At 69.8% G+C, this 9,017-nt stretch carries 7 protein-coding genes and 1 CRISPR repeat array; of the genes, 5 read left to right on the forward strand and 2 right to left on the reverse strand.

Annotated elements, in window-relative coordinates; translation table 11 throughout:
* Window positions 1–90 precede the first annotated feature (90 nt).
* Window positions 91–2,136: a CRISPR direct-repeat array (repeat unit 30 nt; unit sequence GCTTCAACCCCACAAGGGTTCGTCTGAAAC).
* 266 nt (window positions 2,137–2,402) lie between these two features.
* Entirely contained in the window at window positions 2,403–3,794 is a 1,392-nt protein-coding gene (locus AN233_RS06140; protein ID WP_245626029.1) for a hemolysin family protein, read from the forward strand.
* A gap of 18 nt (window positions 3,795–3,812) precedes the next feature.
* Here the strand turns inward: AN233_RS06140 and AN233_RS06145 are convergent, their stop codons facing one another.
* On the reverse strand, window positions 3,813–4,754 hold the full coding sequence (locus tag AN233_RS06145; protein ID WP_058365936.1) for a DUF7260 family protein: 942 nt from the start codon (window positions 4,752–4,754) through the stop codon (window positions 3,813–3,815).
* Window positions 4,755–4,945: 191 nt separating this feature from the next.
* On the opposite strand from AN233_RS06145, the gene AN233_RS06150 reads away from it, so the two are divergent.
* The 4 genes from AN233_RS06150 to AN233_RS06165 are packed head-to-tail and all read left to right on the forward strand — an operon-like array spanning window position 4,946 to window position 8,290.
* Window positions 4,946–5,917: a DUF4129 domain-containing protein gene (locus AN233_RS06150; RefSeq protein WP_058365937.1), complete on the forward strand. Its 972-nt coding sequence runs from the start codon at window positions 4,946–4,948 to the stop codon at window positions 5,915–5,917.
* Window positions 5,914–6,462 carry a DUF7269 family protein gene (locus AN233_RS06155; RefSeq protein WP_080508386.1) on the forward strand — a complete coding sequence of 183 codons (549 nt, stop codon included), beginning with the start codon at window positions 5,914–5,916 and terminating at the stop codon, window positions 6,460–6,462. Before AN233_RS06150 ends, AN233_RS06155 begins: the two co-directional genes overlap by 4 nt.
* Window positions 6,459–7,799: a DUF58 domain-containing protein gene (locus AN233_RS06160; protein WP_058365938.1), complete on the forward strand. Its 1,341-nt coding sequence runs from the start codon at window positions 6,459–6,461 to the stop codon at window positions 7,797–7,799. Before AN233_RS06155 ends, AN233_RS06160 begins: the two co-directional genes overlap by 4 nt.
* On the forward strand, window positions 7,796–8,290 hold the full coding sequence (locus AN233_RS06165) for a DUF7519 family protein (protein WP_058365955.1): 495 nt from the start codon (window positions 7,796–7,798) through the stop codon (window positions 8,288–8,290). Before AN233_RS06160 ends, AN233_RS06165 begins: the two co-directional genes overlap by 4 nt.
* A gap of 45 nt (window positions 8,291–8,335) precedes the next feature.
* Here AN233_RS06165 and AN233_RS06170 read toward each other — a convergent pair.
* Window positions 8,336–9,017, reverse strand: a 682-nt coding sequence (locus tag AN233_RS06170; RefSeq protein ID WP_245626028.1) for an AAA family ATPase, incomplete at its 5' end; no start/stop codon positions are given.

The following is a 9,017-nucleotide window of genomic DNA, read 5'->3' on the forward strand; positions in this document are numbered from 1 at the left end:
GAGATTTGCGTCATAGACAACCGCATTCTCTCGCTTCAACTCCTTTGATTTAGCGGCCTAACTCGCTGCTGTATGGCGATTCAACACAGCCCTTCAACCCCACAAGGGTTCGTCTGAAACAGGTTTCCTACGAGGGCGCGGACACGGATAAACTCGGCTTCAACCCCACAAGGGTTCGTCTGAAACCCGTCCCAGGAGGAGCTCCAACAGCAACAGGCACAGCTTCAACCCCACAAGGGTTCGTCTGAAACTGTGCGTGACCGAGGCGTGTCAGACGGGCCACGCGCTTCAACCCCACAAGGGTTCGTCTGAAACGCGGATCTCCCACGGCGTCGTGCTGACCTGCGTTTGCTTCAACCCCACAAGGGTTCGTCTGAAACTCAACTCGAACAGCGAGTCGTTCGACCACTTGCTGCTTCAACCCCACAAGGGTTCGTCTGAAACGCGCGGTGCCGTACTCGCCGGCGCGGCCGCGTCCGCTTCAACCCCACAAGGGTTCGTCTGAAACTTCGAACTGCTCTTCCGGCTGATCCACAATCCCAGCGCTTCAACCCCACAAGGGTTCGTCTGAAACACTATTGACATACGACCAGTGTAGCCACTGGGTGATGCTTCAACCCCACAAGGGTTCGTCTGAAACTCGATCGTGTCCTGCGTCGCGTCGTCGGTGCCGCGCTTCAACCCCACAAGGGTTCGTCTGAAACCGGAGGCCTTCGCGGAGCGGGCTGGCGAGGATCTCGCTTCAACCCCACAAGGGTTCGTCTGAAACCGCGGCGTCCATCACGCCACCTCCGCCGCGGGAGTGCTTCAACCCCACAAGGGTTCGTCTGAAACGGTCCCAGTCCGCGCGCGTCAGCTCGTCGAGCGCGCTTCAACCCCACAAGGGTTCGTCTGAAACGCAGGCGCCCTTGTACGGCGCATGGGGGGGGGAGTGCTTCAACCCCACAAGGGTTCGTCTGAAACTCTATGCCCGACAGCAGATGTGGGACTTAGCGGTCGCTTCAACCCCACAAGGGTTCGTCTGAAACTCGTGAGCGCCGTCCGCGACGGGAGCGTGGTCGCGGCTTCAACCCCACAAGGGTTCGTCTGAAACCGCCGCCAACGCCATCCTCGCCGCCGACCGGCCGCGCTTCAACCCCACAAGGGTTCGTCTGAAACGCTCCGTACTGGTAACGCTCAAGCGGACCGCCGACCGGCTTCAACCCCACAAGGGTTCGTCTGAAACAGCGGTCGCCCCCTGCGGACCGCTTCGCGCCCGCGCTTCAACCCCACAAGGGTTCGTCTGAAACTCGGGTTGGAACCGCCCCGTCTGGTCTTGCAGCTGGCTTCAACCCCACAAGGGTTCGTCTGAAACCAGTGGGCCGCCAACCTCCGCAGCCAGTTCGCGGCCGCTTCAACCCCACAAGGGTTCGTCTGAAACTTCGGGGTCGGGGTCCGCCGTTACCGTGTCGACGGCTTCAACCCCACAAGGGTTCGTCTGAAACCCGCTGCTGACGCCGCCCTCGACCGACGCGGAGACGGCTTCAACCCCACAAGGGTTCGTCTGAAACGCTGCACGAACTGCTGGACCCGGAGAACGAGGCGAGCGCTTCAACCCCACAAGGGTTCGTCTGAAACAGGGCCAGTCTGCCAGCGCGAGTCGGTCCCGAACCAGCTTCAACCCCACAAGGGTTCGTCTGAAACGCAGTTCGGTTCGTGGTTCGTGATGCCCTGCGGCGTGCTTCAACCCCACAAGGGTTCGTCTGAAACGCGTCCCTGGTCCAAAATGAAGGCGTGCCCATCGCTTCAACCCCACAAGGGTTCGTCTGAAACGCGCCGGCGATCGGGCGGCGGAGCGCGGAGCGGCGGCTTCAACCCCACAAGGGTTCGTCTGAAACTCGCGGTGGTCCGCGAGTACGTCCGCGCTCAAGTCGCTTCAACCCCACAAGGGTTCGTCTGAAACCGAGGTAGCGAACGCCCGCGAACGCGGGTATTACGCTTCAACCCCACAAGGGTTCGTCTGAAACGATGGTCTCGCCCGCCGCGACCGTGCCGTGGTTGTGCTTCAACCCCACAAGGGTTCGTCTGAAACTGCTCGAAACGCAGGGCGGCACCACACAGATCACGGCTTCAACCCCACAAGGGTTCGTCTGAAACCGTGTCCCATTCCCCGGACACAGCCCGACTACGCCCCGTTTTCACTCAAGCGTTTCCATCGACCCGCAATACCCCTCGATACCCCCCGGGGTCGACAGTCTGGGCGTCCGGACGGGGGGTCCAGTAACCCCACGGGAGCGTTTTAGTACCGGGGGAGTAGACTTGTCTGGTATGGCTGATATGCGCTCGTTACGTGTTCCATCCCGTCGCGTCGGAGGGCAGCGGTGGTAGACCTCGCCATCTCCGCGGGGTGAGTCCTCCTCGCGCTGTTTCTGGTCGCGCTGAACGGCTTCTTCGTCGCCGCGGAGTTCGCGTACGTCCGCGTTCGCGCGACCGCGGTCGAGTCGATGGTCGACGCCGGCAAGCCCGGCGCCGAGACGCTCGACGCGGCGATGGACAGCCTCGACGACTACCTCGCGGTCACCCAACTGGGGATCACGCTCGCCTCGCTCGGACTGGGGTGGATCGGCGAACCCGCGGTCGCGGCCCTTATCGAGCCCGTTCTCGGCGGGTTCCTCCCCCAGAGTCTCGTCCACCTGGTCGCGTTCGCGGTCGGGTTCTCGGTCATTACGTTCCTCCACGTGGTCTTCGGGGAATTGGCGCCCAAGACGATCGCCATCGCGCAGGCGGAGCGCATCGCGCTGCTGGTCGCGGCGCCGATGCGCGTCTGCCACTTCCTGTTCTACCCGGGACTCGTGGTGTTCAACGGCACCGCGAACGCGTTCACGCGCGCGCTCGGCGTCCCTCCCGCCTCGGAGACGGACGAGACGCTCACCGAGGAGGAGCTCCGCATGGCGCTCGCACGCGCCGGCGAGGAGGGCCACGTCGCGGGCGCGGAGGTGGAGATGGTCGAGAGCGTCTTCGAACTGGACGACGTGAGCGTCCGCGAGGCGATGGTCCCTCGGCCGGACGTGCGGACGGTGACGACGGACCTGCCGCTGTCGGAGCTGCGGGCGGTCATCGTCGACGCCGGTCACACGCGCTACCCGGTCGTCGCCGCGGACGATCCCGACCGCGTCGCCGGCGTGGTCGACGCGAAGGACGTGATCCGAGCCGGGATCGACGCCGCGGCTGCCGAGGCCGACGGCGAGGGAGAGCCCGCTGTAACCGCGGGCGACCTCGCGCGTGACCTCCACGCGGTCCCGGAGACGACGAGCGTGGCCGACCTGCTGGCCGACCTCCAGAAGCGCCGGACGCAGATGGCGGCGGTCATCGACGAGTGGGGCGCCTTCGAGGGGATCGTCACGATCGAGGACCTCGTCGAGGTGATCGTCGGCGACATCCGCGACGAGTTCGACGCCGTGACGACGGAGCCCGCCATCGATCGGCGCGAGGACGGGAGCTTAGCCGTCGGCGGCGCCGTCCGGCTCGCGGAGCTGGACGAGGAGCTCGGGACCGCGCTCGACGCGGAGTGGCCCGGGATCGACACGATCGGTGGCCTCGTCGCCGACCAGCTCGGACGGCCGCCGGAGGACGGCGACGCGGTCACGGTCGACGGCCACACGGTCGAGGTGACTGACGTGGACGGGATGCGGGTCGAGACGGTGGTCGTTCGCCGCGCGGACGCGGACGAGGGTCAGACCGACCGTGAAGACGGCGAGGGTGAGGCGGATAGCGAGGGCGGGAAGGGCAGCGACGACGCGACCGGCAACCGCTGATCCGAGCTCCCCAAACCGTCACTGCGCGTTCGCGATCCGCTTTTCGACACGCTCACGGTCGGCGCGGATCCGGCTCACGAGCGCGGCCACCTCGGCCAGCACCGGATGGTCTGTGTTCGGGTCCCGACCGTAGAGGTACCGGTAGAAGGAGGGCGACGTTTCGGGACGGTCGAGCGGGGGGTCCCTGATCTCGGCCTGCCGGTCGCTTGCTACCGCCGCACAGCGCTGTTCGAGCTCGTCGAGGCGTCGCCAGACGTCGGCGCAGGCGTCGAAGCTGTTCGCGACGCGACCGTCGAGGTGCTCGGCGAGCGCCCGTCGTTCGCGGTCGATCCGCGCCAATCGCGTCTCGGCGTCGTCGAGGCGGTCCCGCTCGGCATCGAGCGCGTCGGTCAGGTTCTCGCGCCGGCGGACCGCCTCACGGGTGCGGGTCGTGAGGCCCTCCCGGAGGTCCGGCGTGAGTCCGTCGCTCGCGATCAGCGCCGCCGCCGCGTCGTCACCGAGCTCCGCGGCGACGCTCGCGTGGAAGTCGTCGTCGTACTCCTCCTCGTAGTGGGGGACGCTCATCACGGTCTCGCGATAGGCGCGCTTTACGCGGTCCAGCGTCGGGTCGCGACCGGTCGCCGGGACCGCACTCGCGGCGCCGGCCGGGAGTCCACGCGGCGAGGCGGACGGTCCCATACCGGTCGGGCGTCCCGCCGGAAGGTCGCGGAGCTGAGCGGCGAATTCCTCGAAGGCGTCCTGTTCGTCCGCGACGCGCCGACACTCCTCGCGGCAGCGTCCTCTGGCGTCGCGAAGGTACGCGAACGCCACGAGCGCGAGGACCGACGCGAGAACGGTGCCCACGACGACGGCCGGATCCAGAAGCTCGGCGGCGGTCGAACAGGTGAGGTCCGTACACTCCGCTGCGGCCGGGTCCGGGTCCGCGACGCGAAACGTCACGTCGGCGGGAGAGATGCTCATGTGAACAGATAGCACGCTCGGAGGACATAGCCTTTCCGTCCGTTCCGAGCGACTGATACTTCATCTCTGACTGACATTTTTTGACGCGGATGGCGTGTTCGGTCGAATCCCGCCGCAGTGTTTCGATCGGACGACGTTCCTCCGAGAAATTCTCCGAAAAGTATTCCTGCCTGAACTGTCACCGAGCGAACGTGCAACGCGACGCCGTCGCCGCGATCGCGGTCGCCCTCCTCGCGCTCGCGGCGCTCGGCGTCGCCGCGGCCACCATCGACACTGCCGTCGAACCCGACGGCGGCGGCTTCGGTGGCGGCGGCGGCGAGTCGACGGGCGTGGGACCGGACGACCCCGACTCGCTGGGCGAGGACGCCCCCGCCGCGTCGACGCAGATCGCCCCGCTTTTCGACTGCGTCCCGTGGCTCCGGTCGCCGCCGGCGCTGGCCGGGCTGGGGCTGCTTTTCGCCCTCTTCTTCGGGCTGACCTACCGCGACACGGGGTCGCCGTTCGCGGGCGTGATGGTCGCCGGCGCGCTGTTCCTGCCGATCAGCTTGCTGTGGTACGTCTTCGCCTTCTGCTCGTCCCCCGAGGCGCTGGACCGGGACCTGCGACTCGGGCTCGGCAATCAGACGGAAGGCGGGCTTTTCGGGCGAGCCGGCGGGTCAGCCGGGCTCGGCGGCGCCGGCGAGACGGTCTCGACGCCGACCGCGCTGTTCGCGGTGCTGCTCGTCGTCGCGGTCGTCGCCAGCGCGGTCCTCCTGATCACGGCGGGCCGCGACGACGAGGCCGACGCGGCGGGCGGGCCCGGGGAGGACGACCCCGAGGAGCCGCCGGAGGTTGCGGCGCTCGGCCGATCCGCGGGGGCGGCCGCCGACCGGATCGAGGCGGACGCGGACGTGGACAACGAAGTGTTCCGGGCGTGGCGCGAAATGACTGACGCGCTGGAGGTCGACAATCCGCAGTCCACGACGCCTGCGGAGTTCGCCGACGCGGCGGTCGTGGCGGGCGTCGACCGCGACGACGCCGAGGCGCTGACGGCGCTGTTTGAGGAAGTACGCTACGGCGGCGCCGCCCCCACGGAGGAGCGGGAGCGGCGAGCGGTCGAGGCGCTCCGGCGGATCGAGGCGGCGTACGCGGACGCCGACGGGAGCCGGAGGGCGGATCGATGAGGGCGGCCGAGGCGGTCGGCGTCGCCGCCCTGCTGGCCGGCTTTCTTTCCGTGTTTCAGCGCGGGATCGCCGGCCTGTTCGACTTCAGCTACGCGTTCGTCACGCTGGTCGGCGTGCTCGCGGCCGTCCAGGGGATCCGATATGTAAGCGCTCGCCGCCGGACAGAGTACGTCTCGCTCGACTTAGGCGACCCCGAGGAGCGCTACGTCGTCGACGTGCCGGGCGCGGAGGTGGACGACTGGCTCCGCCGCGTCGACCCGCGGAGCCGCGGCGGTTCGCGGTTCCGCAACCGCCTCCGCGAGCGGCTTCGGGAGGCCGCGGCGGACCGGCTCGTCGCGACCCGCGGCTACACGCCCGCCGAGGCGGAGGCTGCGCTCGCGGACGGGTCCTGGACCGACGACGCCGCGGCGGCCGCGTTCCTCGCGCCGTCGCTGGGGTATCCGTTCCGGACGCGCGTCCGGGTACGGCTGCGTGGCGGCTCGCTCTTCCGACACGGCGTCGACCGGACCGTGACGGCGCTCCGTGAGGAGGGGGACGGCTCGTGAGCGCGGGCGCCGACGTCGACGCCGCAACCGAGGGGGGAGACGATCGTGCGGACCCCGTCTCCCCGTACTCCCCCTTCGCGACGAACCGGTGGGAGGGGATCGCGGGGGTCACGCTGCTAGTGATCGCGGCGGGCGTGATCGCCAGACAAGCCTCGCTGGTGCTCGCGGGCGCCGTCGGCGTCGGGTACGCCATCTACGCGCGCTACGGCGACGCGCCGCCCGCGCGTCTCGCGGTGAGCCGGAGCCTCGACGAGACTTCGCCCGAACCGGGCGACGAGGTCCGGATCACGGTGCGGGTCACGAACGAGGGCACGGCGACGCTCGCGGACCTCCGACTGGTCGACGGCGTCCCGCCGGCGCTGGAAGTCGTCGACGCGCCTGCGCGGCTCGCGACCGCACTCCGGCCCGGCGCGAGTGCGACGCTCTCGTACCGGGTGCGCGCGGTCCGGGGGTCACACGACTGGAAACCGCTTCGCGCGGTGACGCGGTCGCCGGCGGGCGCGCGGGAGCGGGAGACCCGGATCGAGGCGACGACGACGCTGCGATGCGCGCCGACGCTCGACGCCGGGGCGGACCTCCCGCTGCGCGGGCTGACGACGCAGTACCACGGGCGCGTTCCCACCGACGTCGGCGGCTCCGGCGTGGAGTTCTACGCCACGCGCGAGTATCGGAAGGGCGACCCGCTCCGGCGGATCGACTGGAACCGGCGCGCGCGGACGGGCGAGCTGGCGACGCTGGAGCTGCGCGAGGAGCGCGCCGCGACGGTCGTCCTGCTGGTCGACGCCCGCGAGGAGGCGTACGTCGCGCCGGAGCCGGAGGCGGAGAACGCGGTCGAGCGGAGCGTCGAGGCGGCCGGGATGACGTTCACGGCGTTACAGAACGGCGGCGACCGCGCGGGCATCGCGGCGGTCTCGCGGCGGGACTGCTGGCTCCCGCCGGGCGCGGGCACCGATCACGCGGTGCGAGCGCGGGAGCTGCTGGCGACCCACCCCGCCCTGGCGCCGACGCCTGCCGACGACGACGGCGTCTTCTACGCCTCGGTCTGGCTTCGGCGGCTCCGACGCCGGCTCCCTGCGGACGCACAGGTGATCCTGTTCTCGCCGCTGGCCGACCGGTACCCCGTGCGAGTCGCCAAGCGGCTGGACGCGCACGGCCACCTCGTGACGGTGGTCTCGCCGGACCCGACCTCGGACCGGACCGTGGGCGCGACGATCGCCCGGTTCGAGCGGGACGGGCGCGTCAGGGACCTCCGCGGGCGCGGGATCCGAGTTGTGGAGTGGGGCGACGAGTCGTTCCCGAAGGCGGTCGCGGGCGCGAGCAGGCGGTGGGACGGATGACCGAGATCGACCGCCGGCCACCGATGGCTTCGGTGGTCGCCGGGACGGTATTCGCGCTTTTGTCGGTGCTGGCCTGCGCCGCCGCCAGCGCGCAGGGGGCGCTCGTGGCGACGGTCGGCCTGCTGGCGCTCGTCGTCGGCCTGGTCCGCGCCTCGCGACGCGCGCTGACGTGGAGCGTGGCTCTCTACGTCGCCGGGTTCGTCGTCGCGGGGCTCTCCGGGGCGGACCCCGCGCCGCTCGTCGCCGCGGCGGTCGCGCTGACGCTGGCGTGGGACGCGGCCGACCACGCGCTCTCGCTCGGCGAGCACGTCGGCCGCGACGCGCGCTCGCGGCGCAACCAGTTCGTTCACGCCGGCACGAACGCGCTCGTCGGCCTGCTGACCGGGGGGGTCGCGTACGGAACCTACGTCGCCGCGACGGGCGGCCAGCCGGTCGCGGCGCTCGTGTTTTTGCTTCTGGGTGCAGTCGCGGTCGTCACCGCGTTTCGATGAGCGTGGTGTCGCCCGTGCCCGGCCGACATCGACGGGGACCGCCGCTCAGGCCTCCGTTTCCTCAGCGATCGTCGGAACCGGGACCCGCTCGAGCACCTCGCGGATCACCTTTCGCTTGGGGATGGCGTCGACCGTGGCGTCCGGCGTGAGCACGAGGCGGTGGGCCAGCACCGGCTCGGCGACGGTCTTTACGTCGTCGGGAGTGACGAACTCCCGGCCGCGGATGACCGCCTGCGCGCGGGTCGCCTCGAACAGGCGCTGGGTGCCGCGCGGGGAGACGCCGACCTCGACCCGGCGGTCCTCGCGGGTCGCTCGCGCGAGATCGGCGACGTACTCCAGCAGGTCGTCGTCAATTCGGACGGTCTCGGGCGTCTCGCGGAGTTCCAGCACCGAGGTCTCGTCGAGCACGCGATCGACGGCGGGGCTCTGCTCGACCCGGCCGGCCCGCCTCCGGAGGAGCTCGATCTCGCCGTCTGCGTCGGGATAGCCGATGGAGCTTTTGACCACGAAGCGGTCGAGTTGCGCCTCGGGGAGCGGAAACGCCCCCTCGCTCTCGACGGGGTTCTGCGTCGCGATCACGTAGAAGGGCTCCGGCAGCTGATGGGTCTCGCCGTCGACCGTCACCTGTCCCTCCTCCATCGCCTCCAGCAGCGCGGCCTGCGTCTTCGGCGGGGCGCGGTTTATCTCGTCGGCGAGGACGACGTTGGCGAAGATCGGGCCGGGCGCG

Origin of the sequence: Haloparvum sedimenti, from assembly GCF_001462205.1 — an archaeon.
Taxonomy (GTDB): Archaea; Halobacteriota; Halobacteria; order Halobacteriales; family Haloferacaceae; genus Haloparvum; species Haloparvum sedimenti.